This window comes from Pseudomonas sp. LB3P58 (assembly GCF_054897895.1).
In genome coordinates, this window is sequence record NZ_JBUBVE010000001.1 from 1,216,152 (window position 1) to 1,239,653 (window position 23,502).

Annotated in this window: 21 protein-coding genes; 11 read left to right on the plus strand and 10 right to left on the minus strand. The window is 59.6% G+C overall.

Annotation, left to right across the window (positions count from 1 at the left end):
* Positions 1-34: 34 nt before the first annotated feature.
* The 4 genes from ACYZTZ_RS05700 to ACYZTZ_RS05715 are packed head-to-tail and all read left to right on the plus strand — an operon-like array spanning position 35 to position 2,426.
* Entirely contained in the window at positions 35-439 is a 405-nt protein-coding gene (locus tag ACYZTZ_RS05700) for a MarR family winged helix-turn-helix transcriptional regulator (protein ID WP_033055842.1), read from the plus strand.
* A gap of 52 nt (positions 440-491) precedes the next feature.
* The gene (locus ACYZTZ_RS05705; RefSeq protein WP_056744045.1) at positions 492-1,700 is read left to right on the plus strand and encodes an MFS transporter; all 1,209 of its coding nucleotides are present in this window, start codon (positions 492-494) and stop codon (positions 1,698-1,700) included.
* Positions 1,697-1,819: a hypothetical protein gene (locus ACYZTZ_RS05710; RefSeq protein WP_008148682.1), complete on the plus strand. Its 123-nt coding sequence runs from the start codon at positions 1,697-1,699 to the stop codon at positions 1,817-1,819. The genes ACYZTZ_RS05705 and ACYZTZ_RS05710 overlap by 4 nt, the downstream gene beginning before the upstream one ends.
* Before the next feature lie 55 nt (positions 1,820-1,874).
* A complete protein-coding gene (locus ACYZTZ_RS05715) occupies positions 1,875-2,426 on the plus strand; it encodes a glutathione peroxidase (protein ID WP_461997488.1) in 552 nt (183 codons plus the stop codon).
* 89 nt (positions 2,427-2,515) lie between these two features.
* Here the strand turns inward: ACYZTZ_RS05715 and ACYZTZ_RS05720 are convergent, their stop codons facing one another.
* From ACYZTZ_RS05720 to ACYZTZ_RS05730, 3 genes are all read right to left on the minus strand, one after another.
* Complete coding sequence (locus tag ACYZTZ_RS05720) at positions 2,516-3,802, minus strand: OmpP1/FadL family transporter (RefSeq protein WP_461997489.1); 1,287 nt, start codon at positions 3,800-3,802, stop codon at positions 2,516-2,518.
* A 145-nt stretch (positions 3,803-3,947) separates the two neighbouring features.
* A complete protein-coding gene (locus ACYZTZ_RS05725) occupies positions 3,948-4,430 on the minus strand; it encodes a hypothetical protein (protein ID WP_046048004.1) in 483 nt (160 codons plus the stop codon).
* Positions 4,431-4,706: 276 nt separating this feature from the next.
* Positions 4,707-4,931 carry a hypothetical protein gene (locus ACYZTZ_RS05730; protein ID WP_007898912.1) on the minus strand — a complete coding sequence of 75 codons (225 nt, stop codon included), beginning with the start codon at positions 4,929-4,931 and terminating at the stop codon, positions 4,707-4,709.
* Between the two features lie 999 nt (positions 4,932-5,930).
* On the opposite strand from ACYZTZ_RS05730, the gene ACYZTZ_RS05735 reads away from it, so the two are divergent.
* Positions 5,931-6,254 (plus strand): SEL1-like repeat protein, encoded by a 324-nt coding sequence (locus ACYZTZ_RS05735; protein ID WP_082555869.1) that lies wholly within the window; start codon positions 5,931-5,933, stop codon positions 6,252-6,254.
* Positions 6,255-6,429: 175 nt separating this feature from the next.
* Positions 6,430-7,794, plus strand: a complete 1,365-nt coding sequence (locus ACYZTZ_RS05740) for a DNA recombination protein RmuC (RefSeq protein ID WP_165353327.1) — start codon at positions 6,430-6,432, stop codon at positions 7,792-7,794.
* A gap of 47 nt (positions 7,795-7,841) precedes the next feature.
* On the opposite strand, the gene ACYZTZ_RS05745 is transcribed toward ACYZTZ_RS05740, so the two are convergent.
* Together ACYZTZ_RS05745 and ACYZTZ_RS05750 are read right to left on the minus strand one after the other, a co-directional pair.
* Positions 7,842-11,312, minus strand: coding sequence for a hybrid sensor histidine kinase/response regulator (locus tag ACYZTZ_RS05745; protein ID WP_461997490.1), 3,471 nt, complete (start codon positions 11,310-11,312; stop codon positions 7,842-7,844).
* Between the two features lie 250 nt (positions 11,313-11,562).
* Positions 11,563-12,102, minus strand: a complete 540-nt coding sequence (locus ACYZTZ_RS05750) for a TetR/AcrR family transcriptional regulator (RefSeq protein ID WP_461997491.1) — start codon at positions 12,100-12,102, stop codon at positions 11,563-11,565.
* 91 nt (positions 12,103-12,193) lie between these two features.
* On the opposite strand from ACYZTZ_RS05750, the gene ACYZTZ_RS05755 reads away from it, so the two are divergent.
* The 4 genes from ACYZTZ_RS05755 (at position 12,194) to ACYZTZ_RS05770 (ending at position 16,971) form a co-directional block, all read left to right on the plus strand.
* Complete coding sequence (locus ACYZTZ_RS05755) at positions 12,194-13,387, plus strand: MFS transporter (RefSeq protein WP_461997492.1); 1,194 nt, start codon at positions 12,194-12,196, stop codon at positions 13,385-13,387.
* A gap of 42 nt (positions 13,388-13,429) precedes the next feature.
* Complete coding sequence (locus ACYZTZ_RS05760) at positions 13,430-13,741, plus strand: cupin domain-containing protein (RefSeq protein ID WP_046047998.1); 312 nt, start codon at positions 13,430-13,432, stop codon at positions 13,739-13,741.
* A 105-nt stretch (positions 13,742-13,846) separates the two neighbouring features.
* Positions 13,847-14,998 (plus strand): TDT family transporter, encoded by a 1,152-nt coding sequence (locus ACYZTZ_RS05765; RefSeq protein WP_461997493.1) that lies wholly within the window; start codon positions 13,847-13,849, stop codon positions 14,996-14,998.
* A 98-nt stretch (positions 14,999-15,096) separates the two neighbouring features.
* The gene (locus ACYZTZ_RS05770; RefSeq protein WP_461997494.1) at positions 15,097-16,971 is read left to right on the plus strand and encodes an MFS transporter; all 1,875 of its coding nucleotides are present in this window, start codon (positions 15,097-15,099) and stop codon (positions 16,969-16,971) included.
* A 46-nt stretch (positions 16,972-17,017) separates the two neighbouring features.
* Here the strand turns inward: ACYZTZ_RS05770 and ACYZTZ_RS05775 are convergent, their stop codons facing one another.
* From ACYZTZ_RS05775 to ACYZTZ_RS05795, 5 genes are all read right to left on the minus strand, one after another.
* Complete coding sequence (locus tag ACYZTZ_RS05775; protein WP_461997495.1) at positions 17,018-17,944, minus strand: GGDEF domain-containing protein; 927 nt, start codon at positions 17,942-17,944, stop codon at positions 17,018-17,020.
* A 374-nt stretch (positions 17,945-18,318) separates the two neighbouring features.
* Complete coding sequence (locus ACYZTZ_RS05780; protein WP_046047994.1) at positions 18,319-19,059, minus strand: YciK family oxidoreductase; 741 nt, start codon at positions 19,057-19,059, stop codon at positions 18,319-18,321.
* An 85-nt stretch (positions 19,060-19,144) separates the two neighbouring features.
* The gene (gene mupP / locus ACYZTZ_RS05785; protein WP_056744070.1) at positions 19,145-19,816 is read right to left on the minus strand and encodes an N-acetylmuramic acid 6-phosphate phosphatase MupP; all 672 of its coding nucleotides are present in this window, start codon (positions 19,814-19,816) and stop codon (positions 19,145-19,147) included.
* Between the two features lie 4 nt (positions 19,817-19,820).
* Positions 19,821-20,519, minus strand: a complete 699-nt coding sequence (gene ubiG / locus ACYZTZ_RS05790) for a bifunctional 2-polyprenyl-6-hydroxyphenol methylase/3-demethylubiquinol 3-O-methyltransferase UbiG (protein ID WP_033055822.1) — start codon at positions 20,517-20,519, stop codon at positions 19,821-19,823.
* 57 nt (positions 20,520-20,576) lie between these two features.
* The gene (locus ACYZTZ_RS05795; protein ID WP_461997496.1) at positions 20,577-21,911 is read right to left on the minus strand and encodes a TRZ/ATZ family hydrolase; all 1,335 of its coding nucleotides are present in this window, start codon (positions 21,909-21,911) and stop codon (positions 20,577-20,579) included.
* Positions 21,912-22,019: 108 nt separating this feature from the next.
* Here ACYZTZ_RS05795 and mtnA point away from each other — a divergent pair, with 108 nt between their 5' ends.
* Positions 22,020-23,096, plus strand: coding sequence for an S-methyl-5-thioribose-1-phosphate isomerase (gene mtnA, locus ACYZTZ_RS05800; RefSeq protein ID WP_461997497.1), 1,077 nt, complete (start codon positions 22,020-22,022; stop codon positions 23,094-23,096).
* Positions 23,097-23,502: the final 406 nt, after the last annotated feature.

The window sequence follows — 23,502 nt, forward strand, 5'->3', positions numbered from 1 at the left end:
TGATTTAACACAACCGCGGGTATATACACGCACCATGCTCGACTCCCAATGTTTATGCATCAACCTGCGTCGCGCCGCCCGTGGCGTCAGCAGGCATTACGACGGCGCTCTCGACGGCTTCGGGATCAACGTCGCCCAGTATTCTCTGCTGTGTAATCTGCAGCGTCTGGATAAACCGAGTATTTCCACGTTGGCCGAGGCCATGGGGCTGGATCGCAGCACCTTGGGGCGCAATCTGCGGGTGCTGGAAGGCGAAGGCCTGCTGATGCTGGTCGAGGGCGAAGACATGCGTAACCGCATCGTCATGCTCACCGAGGCCGGTGTTGAACGCCTGAAAGCGGCCTTGCCCGCCTGGGAAGCGGCGCAACAGCGATTGATTGACCGTCTGGGTGCCGAGAAACGCGAAACCTTGCTGCGACTGCTGGACGAACTGGCGTGATGCCAGTTTTTCCGATCTTAAGCGGGTATATACCCGCTACCGGAGAATAAGAATGACATCGATGTGGCGTACGTGTGGTTGGGTTTTGTTGGGGAGTGCGCTGATTCTCGCGTTGTCCTTGGGCGTCAGACACGGCTTCGGGCTGTTTCTGGCGCCGATGAGTGCCGAGTTCGGCTGGGGGCGTGAGACGTTTGCCTTCGCCATTGCCTTGCAGAACCTGATCTGGGGCCTGGCGCAGCCCTTCACCGGCGCGCTGGCCGACCGCTTTGGCGCCGCGAAAGTGGTGCTGGTCGGCGGTGTCCTGTATGCGTTGGGTCTGGTGTGCATGGGCCTGTCGGATTCCGCTGTGACCTTGTCCCTGAGTGCCGGCCTGTTGATCGGCATTGGCCTGTCGGGCACCTCGTTCTCGGTGATCCTCGGCGTGGTGGGCCGCGCAGTGCCGCCAGAGAAACGCAGCATGGGCATGGGCATTGCCAGCGCTGCCGGCTCTTTCGGTCAGTTCGCCATGTTGCCCGGCACGCTGGGGTTGATCGGCTGGCTGGGCTGGTCAGCGGCATTGCTGGTGTTGGGCCTGTTGGTGGCGCTGATCGTGCCGCTGGTGAGCATGCTCAAGGACAAGCCGTTACCGGTGTTCGGTCATGAACAAACACTGTCCGAAGCCCTGCACGAGGCCTGTTCCCATTCGGGATTCTGGCTGCTGGCGTTCGGCTTTTTTGTTTGCGGCTTCCAGGTGGTATTCATCGGCGTGCACTTGCCGGCTTATCTGGTGGATCAGCACCTCCCGGCGAGCGTCGGCACGACGGTGCTGGCGCTGATCGGGCTGTTCAATATTTTCGGTACTTACACGGCTGGCTGGCTCGGCGGGCGGATGTCCAAGCCGCGTTTGCTCACCGTCCTGTATCTGCTGCGGGCGGTGGTGATCGGGCTGTTCCTGTGGGCGCCCGTCACGACGACCACCGCGTACCTGTTTGGCATGGCGATGGGCTTCCTGTGGCTGTCGACCGTGCCCTTGACCAACGGCACCGTCGCGACCTTGTTCGGTGTGCGAAATCTGTCCATGCTCGGTGGGATTGTTTTCCTGTTTCACCAGCTCGGATCGTTCCTCGGCGGCTGGTTGGGCGGGGTGGTGTACGACCGAACCGGGAGCTATGACTTGATCTGGCAAGTGGCGATTCTCTTGAGCCTGTTAGCCGCAGCCCTGAACTGGCCGGTGCGTGAGCAGCCGGTGGCGCGCCTGCAAACACAGATGAGTGCGATATGAACAGTCTCTGGCCGCGGATCGCTGTCGTCGCTGTCTGCGCCTTGCTGCTGGCCCTGTCGTGGTGGGGCTGGCATCAGGGCGGGCTGGCGTTGATGCAACTGGGCATGGGTGCTTGCTAGCAGGATGTGAGGGCGAGTAACTTCGGTTTTGACGATTTCTCGAGGATGCACCGACATGCTGATGCGCTGGCTTGCAGTTCCCGCGTTACTGGTAGCGTTTAGTGGATTGGCTCAAGCCGCCGAATGCCCGGAGCTTTTGCAAGGTTCGTTGCCCAAGTTGCGCGCCAAGGAATCCATCGACCTGTGCCAGCGCTTCGCTGGCAAACCGCTGGTGGTGGTCAATACCGCGAGCTTCTGTGGTTTCGCCCCGCAGTTCAAAAGCCTTGAAGCGCTGAATCAGCGTTACAAGGATCAGGGGCTGGAGGTAATCGGCGTTCCGTCCAATGACTTCAAGCAAGAGTCCAAGGATGGCGAAGAGACTGCCAAGGTCTGCTACGTGAACTACGGCGTGACGTTCACCATGACTGAGCCGCAGAAAGTCCGCGGTAATGACGCGACTCACTTGTTCAAGATCATCGCCAAGCAGAGCGCCGCGCCGAAGTGGAACTTCTACAAATACGTGGTCGATCGCAAGGGCAAGGTGATCGCCAGTTTTTCCAGCTTGACCAAGCCTGACGATCCCGAGTTCATCGAGGCGGTGGAGAAAGCCCTAGCCTCGCAACCCTGATCGACGCCCGTTAAAAAGCCCCGCCTCTGTACAAGAGAGCGGGGCTTTTTCAATTCAGGCGGCGAGCGGTTCAGGCTCGCCGGGAATCATCAGAAGCGGTAGGTCGCGCCAACACCGAAACCGTTCGCACTGTTTTCGTACTTGGCGTTGTAGGACTGACCCAAAGCGTTAGCGCGCTTGACAGTGACAGATTCTTCCTTGAGGTAGGAGTAAGCCACATCAATGGTCCAGTCGTCGGTTGGGTTGAAGCCCGCACCGACACTGAAGATCGTCCGGTCGCCGGTTGGAATGCGTGGAGAACGATCAGTGTTGTTGGTGGGCGACTGGTCAAGGGAGAGACCGGTACGCAGTACCCACTGCTTGTTCAGCTGGTAGGAAGTACCCAGGGCATAAGCCCAGGTGTCATGCCAGTTCTGGTCTTCCTTGATGGTACCAACGATTTGTGGGGCGAGGGCACCACCGCTAGATGCGGTTACGCCTTCGTTGTTGACCGTGATGTCTTTCAGGCGGCTCCAGCGAGTCCAGGTAGCACCGGCATAGAGCTTCCAGGAATCATTAATGTCTTGAGTCACGGAAAGGTCATAGGACTCAGGTGTTTCAATCTTCAGCGAGGCATCGTAACGGTTGGATTTGAGCAGCTGAGGTGGCACGCCAGCGCCGGTAGTCACATCGGTGTGGCCGTCGAGCTTGTAGTTCACTTTCGAGTGATAGGTCAGGCCCACGCGAGTGGTGTCGGTGGCTTGCACCAGGACGCCCGCGTTAAAGCCCAAGGCCGTATCGTCGCCCTTGATCTCCACATTGTTGTCACCAGTCCGGGGGATAGGGAGAGCAATGTCCGATTCCAGGGTGCCGGAAATCCGGTTGATGGTAGGGCCAAAACCGATCGAAACTTTATCGTTGAAAGCGTAGCTGATGGTTGGCTGCAGAGTGACGACTTTGACTTCGCTCTTGCTGCCGAAAGCGCGGCCCTGAAAGCCGTTTTCGTAGTCGGTGATCAGCCCGAACGGAGCGTAGACACCAAAACCAACAGCCCATTCATCGTTGAGTTTATTTGTATAGAAACCCATCGGTACTGAAGTGAGCGGAACCATATCGCCTTTGTTGGTTCCGCTTGAACGGCCGCTGGTATCGCTGATATCGGTCGAGGCGTCGATCGCTGCGAGACCGCCAGTGATTTGCTGGCCTTTGAGGCGGGCCATACCGGCAGGGTTGCCAAAAACTGTACTTGCATCATCGGCAGATGAAGAGCGCCCTGCAAAACCTGTCCCCATCCCGCTGATGCTTTGTTCGTTAAGGGCAAAGCCACTTGCGAAGATCTGGGTGGATGCCAAGGTAACGGCGAGGCTAAGGGTGGTTTTGAGCATTACTTTTTTCATTATTAGAACTCCTGATGATCACCGGGGCGAAAATTACCAACATTTTCGTCCCAGCGCTATAGGCTGTGAGGCTTGATTTAGAGCGGTTTTGTAGGACAATCCGACCAAAATCGCAGCAGTTGTGCGATCTTGTGGAAGTGGCAGATCAGCAGGCGACCAGATTCAGCGGCGAAACACAGGTTTGCCAGGCGCAGGTGAAGTCTCTCAGGCGTCCTTGAGGCTGGAAGGTCTGGCGCCAGATGCGGGCCATTCCCAGTAGGTCGTCTGCTTCGGGGAGGGGGGTGTTCTGTTCTTCTACCAGCAGCCAGGCGATGGCGGTGGCGTAACGCAGGTTGACGGTCAATTCGAGGTGCGGACCACTCAGGAAAGCATGCTGGCTGGCCAGTCCGCGAACCAGGCTTGCGCGTTCCGGGTCAAGTGCCAGGTAGTGGTCCCAAAGTGCTTGATGGCGGGGTTCCGCGATTCGGTACAGGCCGTGTCCACGGCGGTCATGCAGGGCGGTTCCAAGGGCTGACTGGCTGGCGGCGACGCCCAGCAGCAGGGATTCGGCAGTTGCGCTATGGCACCCGAGGTAAATCAATGTCGGGCGGATCACATAACGGCACAGTTCGCTGGCAGCGATACCCATAAAGCCCTCGAAACGTGAAATGGTCGGCGATACCTGAAGGGGCCTTGGCAGCGGGTGAATCGACTCAGGCTCGCCGGAAGCGGCTGAAGCCGCTTGAGTTGAAGTGTAGTGTCATATTCGCGCCGTAAAGGCCTGTTTTTAAAATATTTCCGGCTGCGAGTTATAACCGTTATATCGCTTAGTGCTTAGGCGGTGGCAGCGAAAAGTGAAATATCGGGCAATAAAAAGCCCCGCTTTTTGAGCGAGGCTTTTGAGGTTTTCAGTCTTTCTGGCGTATCAGGCAACCAGTGCCTGACGGGTACGCTCGATCACGGCCTGCAGCGGCTCGGCGCTGGAGTATTGATCGGGGTACAGGCGTTCGCTGTGACGAGCGATGCCGTGTTCGTTGACCAGAGTGAAGCTGAAGCAGCCTTTGCGAGCGGCCATGATCAGGCAGTTCATTGGTGCAAAAGCATTGGTTAGGGTGCGAATGGCATCCTGGGTGTGGATTTGAGTAGACATAGTCATTGGGTGTTCCTACAAGCGACACGGATAAGAACCGTGCAAAGTTAAAACGTTCCAGTGACGACGACCACCATTGGTCGAACGAAGAACCCGACTGGAACAAAGCAGCCAGTTTGAAGCGCTGATAAATTGGCGCGCTTGGGCTGGCAGGTAGGTACTTAGGAGGGCAGGCAACACATCAAGGGCAAAGGTTCTGGGCCCGGGGTGAAGATCCTGATCAATTTGCAGGTTGGTTCGGTCAGAGTAAGTGAGCTTCGCAACACCCTTTGCTTTCGATTCAAAGGCAGTGTTGACGCAAGGTTTACCTGGAAACCATCGAGGTGGTCGATCCCGCTTTGTCGGTGGAGGCTTCCTTGAGGAAGGCTGACCGGGGGGATTTGTTCGACCAGAATTGACTTTCAGCTTGGTACTAACGCCGCGGATACTAACGGATTGAATTGCTGAAGGGAAGTGTGTTAGCAAAAAAGTTCTGTGGGGGCCCCTCATTCGACGTCCAGATTGGCGCTCGGAAAAAGCCATGACCCGCAGACTTGCCCTGTAATAGCACAAATTCCGACCATTGGTAGTCACGGCTCATCGGGCCAGGACCAGCCTGGATCATGGGTTTGCCAAGGTTTATCCCCAAGTGCGGGCGAAAAATGCGCCGAAAAAGCGCATCGATATAACTGCCTCGAAGGTACTTGTGCACATAAGTCACGGAGGGTGTCACGCCGCTGTCATCTTCCCTTCAAACGCAGTGGGTGCCTGTAACCAAAATTTAAGTCAATGAAAAACATCGCTTTTTTTTACTGGTGAAAAAATCGTCAGTTTGACTGCGAGCCCCATTCCATACGGCTTTGCGAGAGTTCAAGGGCGGTTGTCCACTGAGTTATCCACAGCTTCTGTGGATTGTCCCGAGCGCTTGCTCTAGGACGGGCGTGCCGGGTTTTTTTAGGCTTTACCTGTAAGAAAAAAAGAGTAGAGTGGCGCGCCTTCCGATCTGCCCCACAGTGCTTTATGAAGTTTCGCTCAGTATCAGTCTCTGCAACCTCCACACCTCCCAGTATTACCCCGCCCAAGCGCTTTTCGATGCGCGTGGCCGAGTGGCTGCTGGACAGCCCGCGTCTGGGCGAAAACCCCAACGTCAAACACTTCGCCGGACGTTTGCTCAAGCAGCCAGCCCGTGAAGGGGTCGTGGCCGCGCAAAGCCGTCTCGGTCAGCTGATGTGCCGTGAATGCGGGAATGCCCGGGATCGCCGTATCGGCCAGGACCTTTTGCGTTCGGCCGCGCGGGCAGGGGATCGGCGCGCCCAGCAGGAACTGGGTCTGATCGAAGACTGAGCTGTCCAAGACCTGACGCCTTGGTTAACCTTCAAGCTTTATTTCATTGGCAGGAGTGGCTATGGCTATGGACTTGACCAGCGCATTGCTCGGTCTGGCGGGCGCTGCGCTGCCGTTACTGGTACTGGCCTGGCAACTTCAGCGGCGAGCGAGCGCCACGCAGTCAGAGGTTGCGCTGCTGGAAGAGCGTCTGGCCACGGCCCATCTGGCTCAGGATGGATTGAACGCGCAACTCGAAGCCTGTCGCGATGAAATCGGTGATCTGGGCCAGGCCAACGCCGCCAAACAAGCCGACCTGGCCGCCGTACGCCGTGAAGTCGAATTGCTGCAGATCGAACGTGACGACGCACGCGACGCCGCTCACGCCTGGAATCTGGAACGCGCCGGCAAAGAGGCTGAGTTGCGTCGTCTGGACGCCCAGGCCGCTTCGCTCAACGCCGAGCTGCGTGAGCAGCAGGAAAGCCATCAGCAGCGCCTCAACGACCTGCAGGGCTCGCGAGACGAGCTACGAGCGCAGTTCGCCGAGCTGGCCGGCAAGATCTTCGACGAGCGCGAGCAGCGCTTTGCCGAAACCAGTCAACAACGCCTCGGTCAGTTGCTCGATCCGTTGAAAGAACGCATCCAGTCCTTCGAAAAACGCGTCGAGGAAAGCTATCAGGCTGAAGCCCGCGAACGTTTTTCCCTGGCCAAGGAACTGGAGCGGCTGCAACAGCTGAACCTGCGCCTGAGCGACGAAGCCACCAACCTGACCCGCGCCTTGAAAGGCCAGAAAACCCAAGGCAACTGGGGTGAGCTGATTCTTGAACGGGTGCTTGAACACGCGGGCCTGGAGAAGGGGCGCGAGTACCAGACCCAGGTCAACCTCAAGGGCCCGGACGGTGAGCGTTTCCAGCCGGACGTGATCATTTATCTGCCGGGCGACAAACAGGTGGTGGTCGACTCCAAGGTCAGCCTCACGGCCTATCAGCAATACGTCGCGGCCGAAGACGATGCCATCGGCCAGATCGCCATCAAGCAGCACGTGCTGTCCCTGCGCACTCACGTCAAAGGGCTCGCCGGCAAGGATTACAAGCGTCTCGACGGTTTGCACAGCCTGGATTTCGTCCTGCTCTTCGTACCGATCGAAGCAGCGTTTTCTGCCGCATTGCAGGCTGAGCCGACGCTGTTTCAGGAGGCCTTCGACCGCAACATCGTGATCGTCAGCCCGACCACGTTACTGGCGACCCTGCGCGTCATCGACAGCCTGTGGAAGCAGGAGCGCCAGAGCCAGAACGCCCGGGAAATCGCCGAGCGGGCCGGGTGGCTGTATGACAAGTTCGTGTTGTTCATCCAGGATCTGGATGAAGTCGGCAATCGCCTACAACAACTGGATAAAGCCTACAGCTCTGCGCGCAACAAGCTGACGGAGGGCCGCGGCAATCTGGTTAGTCGTAGCGAGCAGCTCAAGTTGCTTGGCGCGCGGGCGAGCAAGAGCCTGCCGGCAGACTTGCTGGAGCGGGCGATGACGGATGTGGATGGGTTGGCCGAGTTGCCGGAGTAAATGATCGTTCCCACGCTCCGCGTGGGAACGATCTGAGCCGGCCAGGGTTACAACGGCAAATGCCGACTCAGCAACGCCCGCAACGCCGCCGGTTTCACCGGTTTGGCCAGATAATCCAGCCCCGCCGCATGCACTTGGGCCACCGTCTCCGGTCGCCCATCGGCGCTGATCACCACCCCTGGCACTGGCTCACCCAATCGGGTTCGCAGCCATGCCATCAGTTCGGTCCCGGTCTCGCCATCGTCCAGATGGTAATCCACCAGCGCCAATTGCGGTCGCATACCATCGCTGAGCAGTGCCGCGCATTCATCGCGGTTGCGCGCCGTCCAGACCTGACAACCCCAGCGCGTGAGCAAACTGTTCATGCCAATCAGGATGCTGTCTTCGTTGTCGATGCACAGCACCTGCGAGCCGCTCAGCAATTTGCCATTGAGTTCGGCGACCTTGGTCGGCATCGCGGTTTGCGCTCGAGCCAACGGCACACTGACACTGAACACGCTGCCACGCCCCGGCCAGGAGCGTACGCGCAAGGTATGACCCAACACGCGACACAACCCGTCGGCGATTGCCAGGCCGAGCCCCAGGCCTTTCTCTGCGCGCGTCTGGTGGCTGTCGAGGCGTTTGAATTCTTCGAAAATGACCTGCTGTTTATCCACAGGAATGCCCGGACCACGGTCCCAGACTTCCAGGCACAGCTCGCCCTTGCGTCGGCGAACCCCTAGCAGCACCGGGCCTTTGGCGTAGCGGAAGGCATTGGTCAGGAAGTTCTGCAGGATTCGTCGCAGCAATTTGATGTCGCTGTCGACGCGCAACGTACTGCCCCTGACGCGGAATTTCAGCCCCTGATCGCGGGCCAGCGCCTTGAACTCGGCACCGAGGACGTCAAACATCTCATTGAGCACGAACGGTTTGGGATCGGGGGTGATCTTGCCGTTTTCCAGGCGGGAAATGTCCAGCAGATCGCTGATCAGGTCCTCGGCCGAGCGCAGTGAAGTGTCCAGATGATGGACCAGTTTCTGCGCCTCACCGGAGAGGCTGTCGTCTTGGTGGGAAAGGGCAGCCGAGAACAGTCGCGCAGCGTTCAACGGTTGCATCAAGTCGTGGCTGACCGCCGCCAGGAAACGGGTTTTCGACTGGTTGGCCGACTCTGCGGTGCCCTTGGCTTCGGTCAGGGCGACGTTGAGTTGCGACAGTTCGTGGGTCCGCTCGGTGACCCGACGCTCCAGGCCCTCGTTGGCTTCGGTCAGCGCTTGCTCAGCCTCGCGGAACGCGGTGATGTCGGTGAAACTCATGACGAAACCGCCGCCCGGCATCGGGTTGCCGATCAGCTCGATCACACGGCCATTGGGGAAAAGTCTTTCAGAAGTATGGGCGCGGCCCTGACGCATCCAGTGCAAGCGCCGTGCGACGTGTACTTCGGCTTCGCCGGGGCCGCACAGGCCGCGTTCGGCGTTGTAGCGAATGATGTCGGCAATCGGGCGGCCAAGCCTGATCAGCCCATCCGGGTAGTTGAACAGCTCCAGATAGCGCCGGTTCCAGGCCACCAGTTTCAGTGACTGGTCGACCACACTGATGCCTTGGGTGATGTTCTCGATCGCGCCTTGCAGCAGCGCGCGGTTGAATTGCAGCACTTCCGAGGCTTCGTCGGCGATTCGGACGACGTCCTCGAGTTGCATTTCCCGACCTTCGATGGCGGCTTTTACCACCGCTCGGGTCGAAGAAGCACCGAGCACACCGGCCAGCAAACGTTCAGTGTGGGCAATCCATTCACCATCGGCGTTCTGGTTCGGGTTGAAGCCTTTGCCCTGACGGTAGGCGAAGCGGATAAAACTCTGACGGGCGCGTTCTTCGCCGACGAAGCGTGCGGCCAGCTGCAACAAATCGTCGATCTGCACCGACAGCATCGAACGGGCGCTGGGGCGGGCGCTGATTTCCTGACCGATGAAGCGACCCGCCTGCCAATGTTCCGAAACCCTCGTACGCGACAGCACCGAGACCCAGGCGAACAGCGTGAAGTTGGCCGCCAGCGACAACACAACGCCTTGGGTCAACGGGGTGAGCGGCAGTTTCAGCGGGTTGCTGTGCAACCAGGCCAGCCCCGGGAAGCTGCTCAAGGACAAACCGAGGCTGTGGGCCGCGATCGGCAGAATCAGGGTGTAGAACCAGAGAAATGTCCCGGCAGCCAGACCGGCGAATACTCCCCGGCGATTGGCCTGTTTCCAGTACAGCGCACCGAGCATGGCCGGGGCCAGCTGGGTCACGGCGGCGAAGGCGATCTGGCCGATGGTCGCCAGGCTCGCCGTCGAGCCGAGCAGGCGATAACTGACGTAGGCCAGCAGCAGAATCACCACAATGCTCACTCGGCGCACCGAGAGCATCCACTGGCGGAACACTTCGAACGGCCGCTCGGCGTTGTTGCGCCGCAGCAACCATGGCAACAGCATGTCGTTGGAGACCATGGTCGACAACGCCACGCTGGCGACAATCACCATGCCGGTCGCCGCCGAGGCGCCACCGATAAACGCCAGCATCGCCAGGGCAGGATGGGATTGAGCGAGCGGCAGGCTGATGACAAACGAGTCCGGCAGTACCGAGCTCGGCAGCAGCATCTGACCGGCGAGGGCGATGGGAACGACGAACAGCGCCGCCAGCGCCAGATAGGCTGGAAACACCCATTTGGCCAGGCGCAGATCCTGAGGGTCGATGTTTTCCACCACGGTCACGTGGAACTGCCGGGGCAGGCAGATGATTGCCATCATTGCCACGCCGGTCTGCACCACCATCGACGGCCAATTGATGGTTTCCTTCCAGTATTCTTCCAGGCGCGGGGCGAGCATGGCCTGGTCGAACAGGTCGTCGAAACCGTCGTACAGGCCGTAGGTCACGAACGCGCCGACCGCGAGAAAAGCGAACAGCTTGACCAGCGATTCGAACGCAATCGCCAGCACCATGCCGCGGTGGTGCTCTGTGGCGTCGAGGTTGCGGGTACCGAAGACGATGGTGAACAGCGCCAGCACCAGCGACACGATCAGCGCCGTGTCCTGGGCGCGCGTGCCCATGGCGTCGGCACCGGCGCCGATCAGCAAGTTCACCCCGAGCACGATGCCTTTGAGTTGCAGTGCGATATAGGGCAACACGCCGACCAGACAGATCAGCGCCACCACCACCGCCAGCGACTGGGATTTGCCATAACGCGCGGCGATGAAGTCGGCAATGGAGGTGATGTTCTCCTGCTTGCTGATCATCACCATTTTTTGCAGGACCCACGGTGCGCATACCAGCAGCAGGATCGGCCCGAGGTAGATCGGCAGGAAAGACCAGAGCTGTTCGGCGGCCTGGCCCACGGCGCCAAAGAAGGTCCAGCTGGTGCAATAGACGGCCAGCGAGAGGCTGTACACCCAGGCGCGCACTCGCGGCGGCAACGGTGTGCTGCGACGGTCGCCGTAGAAGGCGATGGCGAACATGATGGCCATATAGGCCAGGGCGACGGCGGCGATCAGCCCGCTGGACAGCGACATGGGAACTCCAGACAAAAGACACCCGGGACTCCCGCCCGGACAGACAGTCTCGCACGATGACAGGGGTTAGTCAGTGTCGACCAAGGTCGCGGCGTGGCGGGGTGTCGCAGGGTGCTTGTCAGTTGGATCTTGGGTGTTTTTTCCGGCCCCTTCGCGAGCAAGCCCGCTCCCACATTAGATTTCAGGTGTTCACAAATAGTGTGTCCACTGAAGATCTAATGTGGGAGCGGGCTTGCTCGCGAAGGCGGCCTCACTGATTCAAAGCAATCTCGATCAACCGATGCAACTCCTCAACCTCCAGCGGTACCGCTGAAAACAGGATACGAAACACCGTCGGCGCCGCCACCATGTTGATCAGCCGATCAACGTTCGGCTTCGGCTGATCGGGGTAACGATCCAGAATCGTCTGCAGCTGCCCGCCAATGATCGTCGCGCAAAGGGCTGGCGTGGTGCTGCATTGCACGTCGCGCAAGATGTTGCGGCCGGGCTCGGAACTCATCTCGTCCAGATACTGCTCGGCCCAGGCGCGCACGTCACCGCGCAGGCTGCCGGTATTGGCCGGCTCGCTCTCGGGGCGCATGCGGGCGAGGGCGACGTCCGCCAACAACACCGACAGATCGCCCCAACGCCGGTAGATAGTCGACGGTGTAACGCCGGCACGCGCGGCGATTTGCGGGACGGTCACGGTGGCGCGGTCCTGCTCTTCGAGGAGATCGCGGACTGCCGAATGAACCGACTCTTGCACCCGGGCACTGCGTCCGCCGGGGCGTAAACCTTCTTTAATAGCCATGCATCGGACCTTAACACAAAGAATTTGCTTTAAGCGTCAGCCAGTCGCACACTCCGCAAAAGCAAAAAGTTAGCTTTTGCGGAGTGTATTTATGTCCAGTTCTACGTCTAATCGTTCAAGCCTGTGGTTCCTGGCGATCACCTTACTCAGTTTTCTCGCGGCGTCCACGGCGCCGACGCCGTTGTATCACTTGTACCAGGAACACCTGCAATTCTCGGCAGCGACCCTGACCCTGATTTTCGGCGTGTACGCCATCAGCTTGCTGGCGGCATTGCTCACGGTCGGTTCGCTCTCGGATTACCTGGGGCGCAAACCGGTGATCTTCACCGCTGTGATGTTGAACATGCTGGCGATGCTGTTGTTTATCAACGCAGACAGTGTCGCCTGGTTGATCAGCGCACGAGTGCTTCAGGGGTTTGCTACGGGGATGGCCACTGCCGTACTGAGTGCGGCGCTGTTGGACACCGATCGCCAGCAAGGGTCGCTGGTCAACAGTGTCGCGCCGTTGCTGGGCATGGCGTCGGGCGCCATGGGCTGCGGCTTATTGGCCGAGTTTGCGCCGTTGCCGTTGCAGTTGACCTATTGGGTGCTGTTCGCGCTGTTTGTGATGCAAGCGCTGTACGTTTGGCGTTTGCCGGAAAGCGTCAGTCCCCAACCGGGAGCCTGGGCATCGCTACGCCCGACACTGCATGTGCCGATCCAGGCGCGGCGTGCGTTGTGGCTGGTGCTGCCGATCAACATCGCGGTGTGGGCACTCGGTGGTTTTTACGCTTCTTTGGCACCGTCTCTGGTTCGCACGGCCACGGGATCGACCTCAAATCTGATTGGCGGTGCGACGGTGGCCGTGTTGACGGTGACCGGCGCGTTGATGATCTATACCCTGCGCGATCGGCCGGCCGACAAGGTGTTGCGATTGGGCGGCAGTCTGCTGCCCGTCGGCGTCGCGCTGATTTTGATGGCGGTGCACAGCGCCAGCCTGCCGCTGTTTTTCGTCGGGACGCTGTTGGCCGGTGGCGGTTTCGGTGCCGGTTTCCTCGGTGCATTGCGCAGCGTCGTGCCGCTGGCCTTGCCCCATGAGCGGGCAGGGTTGATGTCGGCTTACTACGTGCTCAGTTATCTGGCTTTCTGCTTGCCGTCGTTGCTGGCCGGGAACTTGACCCGGACCTTCGGGCTGGTGGCCACCACCGATGGTTACGGCGCGGTGCTGATTGCTCTCTCGGTCGGCGCTCTGCTCGCGTTGATGCGTCAGCAGTCCATGAAAGTCTGTGGCGTCGATGTTCGATGACCGCTAGCCTTGGCGCCGCCATTCATTTCGACGGACCGACGCATGAAAATCATCCGCAGCAAATCCTTCACCGCTGACCGTGCCTGGGGCGCTTTGGATATCGCCAACATGAACGGCATCACCACGCGTTTGCACTGGACCGATCAGCCCTATAAATGGCACATCAATGATGGGCAAGAAGTGTTCGTGGTGCTGGATGGCGTCGTGCAGATGCGTTATCGCGAAGCAGGTCAGGAGAAAGAAGTGATGTTGGGTGTAGGCGATATCTTCTATGCCGACGTCGGTACCGAACACGTCGCCCATCCGCAGGGTGCGGCGAGAATCCTGGTAATCGAAACTGAAGGCAGCGTCTGACGCTATATCTGTAAATCAGATAACAGTTAGAGATATTACCCGTTATATAGATATTCGATTCGGATCTACCATGAGCTCCACCTCAACAGAGGACAGGAGTTCACCATGACATGCCCCAACACCGCCCCAGCCGGTTTCAAACCTTTCAGTCATTTGCAGCATCCGCGTGAAGTGATCCGCCAGTTCACGCCGAACTGGTTCGCCGCCACCATGGGCACCGGTGTGCTGGCGTTGGCGCTGGCGCAGCTGCCTGGCGAAAATGCCGGTTTACACGCGATTGCCGAAGCCCTTTGGCTGTTCAATATCGTGCTGTTCGTCTTGTTCACTGCGCTATACGCGGCGCGTTGGGCGCTGTTTTTCGATGAGGCGCGGCGGATTTTCGGTCACTCCACGGTCTCGATGTTTTTTGGCACCATCCCCATGGGTCTGGCGACGATCATTAATGGTTTCCTGGTGTTCGGTCTGCCGCGTTGGGGTGAGGGCGTGATAGATGTCGCCGAGGTGCTGTGGTGGCTGGACGTGGCGATGTCTGTGGCGTGCGGCGTGCTGATTCCCTACATGATGTTCACCCGTCAGGAACACAGCATCGACCAGATGACCGCCGTCTGGCTGTTGCCGGTGGTGGCGGCAGAGGTGGCGGCCGCCAGCGGTGGTCTGCTGGCACCGCACCTGGCCGATGCCCATTCGCAACTGGTGGTGCTGGTGACCAGCTACGTGCTCTGGGCCTTTTCCCTGCCGGTTGCGTTCAGCATTCTGACCATTCTGTTGCTGCGCATGGCGCTGCATAAACTGCCTCACGAAAACATGGCCGCCTCCAGCTGGCTGGCGCTCGGCCCGATCGGCACCGGGGCGCTGGGCATGTTGCTGCTGGGCGCCGACGCACCGGCGATCTTCGCTGCCAACGGTCTGCCAGGCATTGGTGAAATCGCCGCAGGGCTGGGGTTGGTGGCCGGGATCACCCTGTGGGGCTTTGGTCTGTGGTGGATGCTGATCGCGGTGCTCATCACCCTGCGTTACCTGCGCGTCGGTATTCCGTTCAATCTCGGCTGGTGGGGTTTCACCTTCCCGTTGGGCGTCTATTCCCTGGCGACGTTGAAATTGGCCAGCACCTTGAACCTGACGTTTTTCAGTGCCTTCGGTTGTGTGCTGGTGGTGTTGCTGGCGGTGATGTGGCTGATCGTCGCCAAACGGACAGTGCAGGGCGCCTGGCGGGGCGAGTTGTTTGTCTCGCCGTGCATTGCAGGATTAAACAAATAACCTGCAAAGTTTAGGTAATGTGTGGCCTGGATCGCCGTTGGATATTCCAATAACTGCATCCACGCCACTCTCTACCCAACATCAGGGACACATGGAAGATGAGTCACCCCTCACAGTTCACCTTGCTTCGCACCCGGCGCTTCCTGCCGTTCTTCGTCACGCAGTCGCTCGGGGCGTTCAACGACAACATCTTCAAGCAGTCGCTGATACTCGCCATTCTCTACAAGTTGACCATCGAGGGTGATCGCTCGATCTGGGTCAATCTGTGTGCGCTGCTGTTTATTCTGCCGTTCTTTCTGTTCTCGGCGCTGGCCGGGCAGTTCGGGGAAAAGTTCGCCAAGGACGCGCTGATTCGTCTGATCAAGCTCGGGGAAATCGCCATCATGGCGGTCGGCGCGGTCGGTTTCATGTTCGATCACCTATCGCTGATGCTGGTGGCGCTGTTTGCCATGGGCACTCACTCGGCGCTGTTCGGGCCGGTGAAATACTCGATCTTGCCCCAGGCGTTGCGAGACGAAGAGCTGGTGGGTGGCAACGGCCTGGTGGAAATGGGCACCTTCCTGGCGATCCTCGCCGGGACCATCGGTGCTGGGATCATGATGTCGTCCAGTCATTACGCGCCAATCGTCTCCACGGCAATTATCGGTGTTGCGGTCCTCGGCTACCTGGCCAGCCGCAGCATTCCACGGGCTGCGGCCGCCTCCCCGGAAATGCGTCTGAACTGGAACATTTTCAGTCAGTCCTGGGCCACGTTGAAACTGGGCTTGGGGCAGACGCCAGCGGTGTCACGCTCGATTGTCGGCAACTCGTGGTTCTGGTTTGTCGGGGCGATTTATCTGACGCAGATCCCGGCCTATGCCAAGGAGTGGATGCACGGCGACGAAACCGTGGTGACGCTGATTCTTACGGTGTTCTCGGTCGGTATTGCACTCGGTTCGATGCTCTGCGAGAAACTGTCCGGTCGCAAAGTCGAGATCGGTCTGGTGCCGTTCGGCTCGTTCGGTCTGACCGTGTTTGGTTTGCTGCTGTGGTGGCATTCCGGTGGAATTCCAGACAGCGTTCCGGGCCATGGCTGGATCGAAGTCCTGGGTTTTGGCCACGCCTGGCTGGTGTTGATCGACATTCTGGGGCTTGGGGTGTTCGGCGGTTTCTACATCGTGCCGCTGTACGCGCTGATTCAGTCTCGTACCCACGAGAACGAGCGGGCGCGGGTGATTGCCGCCAACAATATTCTCAACGCGCTGTTTATGGTGGTCTCGGCGATTGTCTCGATCGTCTTGCTGAGCATGGTCAAGCTGTCGATCCCGCAGCTGTTCCTGGTAGTGTCGCTGCTGAACATCGGCGTCAACGCCTACATCTTCAGCATCGTCCCCGAGTTCAGCATGCGTTTCATGATCTGGCTGCTCAGCCATTCCATGTACCGCGTGGAGCATCGCAATCTGCAGCTGATTCCCGAGGAAGGCGCGGCGTTGCTGGTGTGCAATCACGTGTCCTTCGTCGACGCCTTGCTGATTGGCGGCGCGGTGCGTCGGCCGATTCGCTTTGTGATGTATTACAAGATCTACAACTTGCCAGTGCTGAACTTTATCTTTCGCACGGCCGGGACCATTCCGATCGCGGGGCGTCAGGAAGACATTCAGATCTACGAAAAAGCCTTCACGCGCATTGCTCAGTATCTGAAGGACGGCGAGTTGGTGTGCATCTTCCCTGAGGGCAAATTGACTGCCGATGGCGAGATCAACGAGTTCAAGGGCGGGCTGACGCGGATTCTCGAAGAGACGCCGGTGCCGGTGATTCCGTTGGCATTGCAGGGTTTGTGGGGGAGTTTCTTCAGCCGCGATCCGCAAAAGGGCGTGTTTCGCCGGTTGTGGTCACGGGTGACACTGGTGGCAGGGCCTGCGGTGTCGGTTGAGGCGGCAGAGCCAGCCAGGTTGCAAGGGATGGTGGGGGAATTGCGCGGCGCTGTGCGCTAATTCCTTTCGTTGCGGGCCGCTAACCAAGCGTGCCCGCTCTGGGCATTTAACCCGCCATTGCCAACCGGTTACGTCCCTCGCGCTTGGCCACATACAACGCACTGTCGGCCCGTCGCAACAGGCTGTCGGCAGACTCGCCGGGTAATAGCGTCGAGCAGCCAAGACTGACCGTCAGCTCGATCGAATGGCCGTCGGCCGAATATTCCTCTGCCTGCACTGCAAATCGTAGCCGTTCGCCAACCATGGCTGCCGCCTCACGACTCGTGTTGGACAGCAGGATCAGGAACTCTTCGCCACCGAAGCGGAAGACCATGTCCACGTTGCGCAACTGGTTTTTGATCGAGGCTGCAACGGCCTTTAGCACTTCATCGCCGGCGCTGTGTCCGTGGGTGTCGTTGATGTGTTTGAAGTGATCGATGTCCAGCATCAGCAGCGACAGGGGTTGCAGATGCCGACGCGACATCTCGATTTCCCGTTGCAGGGTCTGATCCATGGCAATGCGGTTGCCGGTGTCGGTGAGCGGATCGCGCAAGGCACTTTGGGTGGCGGCGCGGTAGAGCAAAGCATTGCGCATCGGATACAGCAATGCGGACAGCAGCGACTCGAGGTTGCCTTGTTCCTGCTCACTGAACCGTTGATTGCGGCGGAATACCAGTTCACCCAGTTGCTCGCCTTCATGGCTGAGGCTGTAGCTGATCGAATGATGGCCGCGCAGGCCGAACTCCAGGCGCAAGGCGCTGGACGTGTGCTCGTACGTCAAGGCGTCAAGCGGTACAAGTCGCTGAATCTCACGGAAGAAGAGCCCGAGAATGCGTTGCGGCTCAAGACTGGTTTGCAGCTGCAGGCTCAGTTGCTGGCGCAGTTGCGCAAGGCTGACGGACCTCTCGATGAGGGTAGGCTGCTGACCAAAGCCCAGGCGTTGCAATTTGGCGCTATCGAAGTCAATTGCGTTGGTCTGGGAAGGTGATTTCATATGGCGTGCGCCCCTAAGCAGTAAGGCTGTCTTACAGGCTGGGTGAGAGCGGCTTTGGGCTGCGCGTCATACTGGTCCATCAGTCCCGTAGGACATTTGGCGCAAGTTTAGTCCGCTTTGCCGACGATAAGTAACCTGTCGGCTCAGGCGTCCGCCCTGTCTGCTTTCACACTGCGTGTCTGAGCAAATTTAGAGCGAAAGTCGTGCCATTCGGTTCCGTCGGATAAAAATCGTTCTAAATCAAGGTGTTGAAGCTGTTGTTGAAGAATGCTGTCGCGTTCGGTGACAGTTGTTTGACTTGTGATGGGGTGGTTACGACGCACTTTGAGTGCCGCGACGGGAAGCTGTCGCGGCACAAAAGCGACGCGCGGGCGTTACTGAGCGTTGAACGCCTGGCCGTTGATGCCGGTGCTGTCTGGACCCATCAGGTAGAGGTAGACCGGCATGATCTCCTCGGGTGTCGGGTTGTTCAGCGGGTTTTCACCCGGGTAAGCCTGGGCGCGCATGCTGGTGCGGGTGGCGCCCGGGTTGATGCTGTTGGAGCGCACCGGTGCCACGGTGTCGACTTCGTCGGCGAGGGTTTGCATCAAGCCTTCGGTGGCGAATTTGGACACGCCGTAAGCGCCCCAATATGCACGACCCTTACGGCCGACGCTGCTGGAGGTGAACACCACCGAAGCATCCTGAGACAGCTTGAGCAGCGGTAACAAGGTGCTGGTGAGCATGAACATGGCGTTGACGTTGACGTGCATGACCCGCATGAAGTTTTCGCCGGACAGTTGCTCGATCGGCGTACGCGGGCCAATGATCGACGCGTTGTGCAGCAAACCGTCGAGATGGCCGAATTCGGTTTCGATCATCGCTGCCAGCTCATCGTATTGATGGGGCAGGGCGGTTTCCAGGTTGAACGGGATCACGGCCGGTTGTGGATGGCCGGCGGCTTCGATTTCGTCGTAGATTTGAGTCAGGTTGGCTTCGGTCTTGCCCAGCAGCAGCACGGTGGCGCCGTGTGCGGCGAAGGTTTTTGCGGCGGCAGCGCCGATGCCACGGCCAGCGCCGGTGACCAGTATGACCCGGTCCTTGAGCAATTCAGGGCGGGCGGAATAATCAAACATAAGAAACCTCTACAAAAATTCTTCAGGCCAAGCGCCAACCCTGTGGGAGCGAGCCCCTTGGATGCGGTGCACCTGCAAAAGCGGCTCAGCAGCTACATAGCGCGCTATCGAGCACTTTGCGCAACTCCAGCGGATGATCGACCACCACATCCGCACCCCAATGCCGCGGGTTATCGTCTGGATGAATGTAGCCATAGGTCACGGCGGCCGTCTTGGTGCCGGCATCGCGACCGGATTCGATATCGCGCAGGTCATCACCCACAAACAGCACGCTGGCCGGGTCCAGGTCGAGCATCTTGCACGCCAGGATCAACGGCTCGGGGTCCGGTTTGCTGTTCTTCACATGGTCCGGGCAGATCAACAACGCCGAGCGCTCGGCCAGGCCAAGCTGCTGCATGATCGGCTCGGCGAACCGCAGCGGCTTGTTGGTGACCACGCCCCAGATCAGGTTGGCCTTCTCGATGTCGGCCAGCAGTTCGCCCATGCCGTCGAAGAGTTTGCTGTGAACCGCGCAACCGGCGAGGTAACGCTCCAGGAACTCCAGGCGTAATTCCTCGAAACCTGGTGATTCCGGGTCCATGGAGAAGGTCACGGCGACCATCGCCTTGGCGCCGCCGGAGATCTCGTCGCGAATGTGTTTGTCGTTCATCGGCGGCAAGCCGCGATCGGCGCGCATCGCCTGACAGATCGCAATGAAGTCCGGCGCGGTGTCGAGCAGGGTGCCGTCCATGTCGAAAAGAACTGCTCTGATACGCATCGGCTTACTCCTCGCGCAGGGTCTGGATCATGTAGTTGACGTCCACGTCGGAGGCCAGTTTGTAGTGCTTGGTCAGCGGGTTGTAGGTCAGGCCGATGATGTCCTTGACGGTCAGGCCGGCCATGCGGCTCCAGGCACCCAGCTCGGACGGGCGGATGAATTTCTTGAAATCGTGGGTGCCGCGCGGCAGCAGCTTCATGATGTATTCCGCGCCGACGATGGCGAACAGGTATGCCTTCGGGTTGCGGTTGATGGTGGAGAAGAACACCTGGCCGCCGGGCTTGACCATACGGAAGCAGGCGCGGATTACCGAGGATGGATCCGGCACGTGCTCGAGCATTTCCAGGCACGTGACCACGTCGAACTGCTCGGGCATTTCTTCTGCCAGCGCTTCGGCGGTGATCTGCCGGTATTCGACGCTCACGCCGGATTCCAGTTGATGCAGTTGCGCGACCGCCAGCGGCGCTTCGCCCATGTCGATGCCCATCACGGTAGCGCCGCGCTGGGCCATGGCTTCACTGAGGATGCCGCCGCCGCAACCGACGTCGAGGACTTTCTTGCCGGCCAGGTTGACCCGCTCGTCAATCCAGTTGACCCGCAGCGGGTTGATGTCGTGCAGCGGTTTGAACTCGCTTTCGCGGTCCCACCAGCGATGGGCCAGGGCTTCGAATTTGGCGATTTCGGCGTAGTCGACGTTGCTCATGGTTAAGTCCTCTAAAACTTGAAAAATCCTGTTGCCCCGGTGGTTGGTCCGGGGTGCTTACGATTCGGTATGGCCGCTGATGCGCTGGCCCCAGGCCTTGGCGGTGGCGCAGAGCTGTTCTTCATCCAGACGAGTCAGGCGACGGTCGTCGAGCAGTTGCTTGCCGGCGACCCAAAGGTGCTTCACGCAGTCACGGCCGGTGGCATATATAAGCTGCGAAACCGGGTCGTAGACCGGTTGTTGCGCCAGGCCGGAGAGGTCGAATGCGACGATGTCTGCCGCTTTGCCGACTTCCAGCGATCCCACTTCGGATTCAATGCCCAGCGCGCGAGCGCCATTGAGCGTGGCCATGCGCAGGGCGCGATGAGCGTCCAGTGCGGTGGCCGAGCCGGCGACGGCTTTGGCCAGTAAAGCGGCGGTGCGGGTTTCGCCGAGCAGGTCCAGGTCATTGTTGCTGGCCGCGCCATCGGTGCCGATCGCCACATTGACGCCTGCCTGCCACAACCGCTCCACCGGGCAGAACCCGCTGGCCAGCTTCAGGTTCGACTCCGGGCAATGAATCACGGTGGTGTTACTTTCTACCAGCAACACCAGGTCTTCATCGCTGATCTGAGTCATGTGAACGGCCTGGAAGCGCGGCCCCAGCAAACCCAGACGCCCGAGGCGGGCCAATGGGCGTTCGCCGCGCTGCTCGACGGACTGTTGCACTTCGAAGGCGGTTTCATGCACGTGCATGTGGATCGAGGCGTCCAATTCCTCGGCGATCACCCGGATTTTCTCCAGGTTCTCGTCACCCACGGTGTAGGGTGCGTGGGGGCCGAAGGTGACTTTGATGCGCTCGTGGTGCTTGAGATCGCCAAATAATTCGATGCCCTGACGAATGGCGTCGTCCGCCGTGCTGGCGCCCGGGATCGGGAAATCGAGGATCGGAATCGCGATTTGCGCGCGAATGCCGCTGTTATGGACGCGCTCGCTGGCAACCTTCGGGAAGAAATACATGTCAGAGAAACAGGTGATGCCACCTTTGATCTGCTCGGCGATCGCCAGGTCAGTGCCGTCACGGACGAAAGCTTCATCGACCCACTTGGCTTCGGCCGGCCAAATGTGGTTTTCCAGCCAGGTCATCAGGGGCAGATCATCGGCCAGGCCACGGAACAGCGTCATCGCCGCATGACCGTGGGCATTGATCAAACCAGGACAGAGCAACATGTCCGGCAGTTCGCGGACTTCGGTTGCGTTAAGCTTCAGCGCAGTCGAGCGTGGGCCGATGAATACGATGCGTCCGTCGCGGATGCCCAGGGCGTGCTCTTTGAGGACAACGCCAGCGGGTTCGACGGGTACCAGCCAGGTCGGCAGCAATAGCAAGTCGAGCGCAGCGGCAGTGTTCGGCATCGAGAGTCGGTTCCAGAGCTTTTGTAAAGGATGGCGAAGTATACCCGAGCGTCTTCGCAGGGGGATCGCTATAATCGACGGCTTTTGTTCATGAGTACGGGGTGACGGATGCGCGATCGACTGTTGGCTGCGGAGAAGGTGAAGGCCATCGATTGGCGTGATGGCGCCCTTTACCTGCTGGATCAGCGTATTTTGCCGTTCGAGGAAACCTGGATCGCCTACACCAGCGCTGCTGGCGTGGCCGAGGCCATTCGTTCGATGGTGGTGCGCGGCGCGCCGGCGATTGGCATCAGTGCCGCCTATGGTGTTGTGCTGGCGGCCCGCGCGCGGTTTGCCAAAGGTGGTGACTGGCAGGCGGCGCTGGAAGAGGATTTCGCGCTGCTGGCCGATTCCCGTCCGACCGCAGTCAACCTGTTCTGGGCCCTGGGCCGCATGCGCGACCGGCTTGAGCGTCTGAAGCATCACGCCGATCCGCTGGCGGTGCTGGAGGCGGAGGCTATCGCCATTCACGAGAGTGATCGCGAAGCCAACCTGACCATGGCGCAACTGGGGGTGGACCTGATCCGCAAGCACCAGGGCAACGCCCAGGCGATTCTGACCCACTGCAACACCGGCGCTCTGGCCACCGGCGGCTTTGGCACGGCGCTCGGCGTCATTCGCGGCGCTTTCATTGAAGGCATGGTCGAGCGCGTCTATGCCGACGAAACCCGTCCATGGCTGCAAGGTTCGCGGTTGACCGCTTGGGAATTGGCCAACGAAGGCATTCCCGTGACGCTCAACGCGGATTCCGCCGCTGCCCACATCATGAAGACCAAGGGCATTACCTGGGTGATCGTCGGCGCTGACCGGATCACCGCCAATGGCGACGTGGCCAACAAGATCGGCACTTATCAGCTGGCGGTGAACGCCATGCACCACGGCGTGCGTTTCATGGTGGTGGCGCCGAGTTCGACCATCGACATGAACCTGGCCAGCGGTGATGAAATCCCGATTGAAGAGCGCGATGGTCGCGAGTTGCTGGAAGTCGGCGGCAAGCGGGTCGGGGCGGATGTCGATGCGTTCAACCCGGTGTTCGATGTGACTCCGGCTGACCTGATCGATGCGATCGTTACCGAAAAAGGCATCGTCGAGCGCCCGGACACCGCGAAAATGGCGCAGTTGATGTGTCGCAAGCGTCTGCATTGAGGGAGTCCGGCGTCTTGTGAATCGCCATCGCCAGCAGGCTGGCTCCCACAGGTTTTGTGATCGATACCTATCCTGTGGGAGCCAGCCTGCTGGCGATGAGGCCCTCAACGTCAATAAACATCCGTAATTCAGCCGCGAATTCTGCATTCGGAGCGGCTCTAAGCCTCTCTCGTCCCCTTCAAGCCTGTCACCGGTCAACTAACTATGCTCCATGCGCATCAGGGGGATAGGTGCGTGGCGGCTCTTGTGATAACATCCGGCGGTTTCCAAGGTAGCCCGATGTGGCTGCCTTTACTGCGCAGATCCATGGCATAACTCGTTGATTTGTCGTAAGTCGGTGCATGGCACTCAGCCTGCAGCGGCGAGCTTCGTTCGTCCCATATGGATGTGACGAAGTTTCACCAGA